The organism is Vibrio sp. 1457, from assembly GCF_033340195.1.
GTDB lineage: Bacteria > Pseudomonadota > Gammaproteobacteria > Enterobacterales > Vibrionaceae > Vibrio > Vibrio alginolyticus.
The window spans coordinates 1-1,077 of sequence record NZ_JAWOWA010000138.1; the positions used below are offsets into that span (position 1 = coordinate 1).

Annotated in this window: 2 protein-coding genes; both read right to left on the reverse strand. The window is 52.0% G+C overall.

Going from position 1 to position 1,077, the window contains the following annotated elements:
• Window positions 1-346, reverse strand: a 346-nt coding sequence (locus R7Z41_RS24335) for an HAD family hydrolase (RefSeq protein WP_411913149.1), incomplete at its 3' end; no start/stop codon positions are given.
• Window positions 339-1,016: a ribulose-phosphate 3-epimerase gene (rpe, locus tag R7Z41_RS24340; RefSeq protein WP_318141684.1), complete on the reverse strand. Its 678-nt coding sequence runs from the start codon at window positions 1,014-1,016 to the stop codon at window positions 339-341. The genes rpe and R7Z41_RS24335, both read right to left, overlap by 8 nt.
• Window positions 1,017-1,077: the final 61 nt, after the last annotated feature.

The following is a 1,077-nucleotide window of genomic DNA, read 5'->3' on the forward strand; positions in this document are numbered from 1 at the left end:
CGTGCGGGAACAAAAACGTCCCCTCTTCGGCAACCTCGCCATAGTAGCGATCGAACAGTTTACGCAGAATACGTACCTGTTCTTCTGCCGGAATGTCGTCATCAACGGGCGGTTTACCCATTGTTTTACGCAGAGTCGCACGTTCCTGACGCGCCCAGGTCAATGCGCGCTCCATCAGAACATCTGCGCCGTTACCAATCCAGGTAATAACGCGTTCTTCACCTGCGACGGGCAACTCCAGCGCATACAGCGCCATATCTACCGCAGCAGCAAGACCGGGAGCACTGTCGACCAGCGTACCATCAAGATCAAAAGCGACGCCGCGAATATCTTCAAACTTATTCATGACTTACCTTTGCCAGTTCACTGCGCATTTCATCAATGACTTTTTTGTAGTCTGGCTGGTCGAAGATTGCCGAACCGGCGACGAACATATCCGCGCCCGCCGCAGCGATTTCGCCAATGTTGTTCACCTTCACGCCACCGTCCACTTCCAGTCGAATGTCGAAGCCAGACTCGTCGATACGACGACGTACTTCGCGCAGTTTATCCAGTGTTTGAGGAATGAAAGACTGACCGCCGAAACCAGGGTTGACGGACATCAGCAGGATCACATCCAGCTTATCCATCACGTAATCCAGATAGCTCAGAGGTGTCGCCGGGTTAAATACCAGACCCGCTTTACAGCCATTTTCTTTAATCAGTTGCAGCGTGCGGTCAACATGCTCGGAGGCTTCTGGATGAAAGGTAATGATGCTGGCACCAGCGGCAGCGAAATCAGGCACAATGCGATCGACAGGTTTCACCATCAGGTGTACGTCGATAGGGGGGGTAATGCCATAGTTACGCAAGGATTTCAGCACCATTGGCCCAATCGTCAGATTGGGAACATAGTGGTTATCCATGACGTCAAAATGCACGACATCAGCGCCAGCTGCCAGGGCTTTTGCGGTATCTTCACCCAGGCGGGCAAAATCAGCCGACAGAATTGAGGGGGCAATCAAATACTGTTTCACCCGCTTCTCCTTGAGAATTATTTTTTCGCGGGTGAAACGACTCCTGGTTTGTACAAAGCCA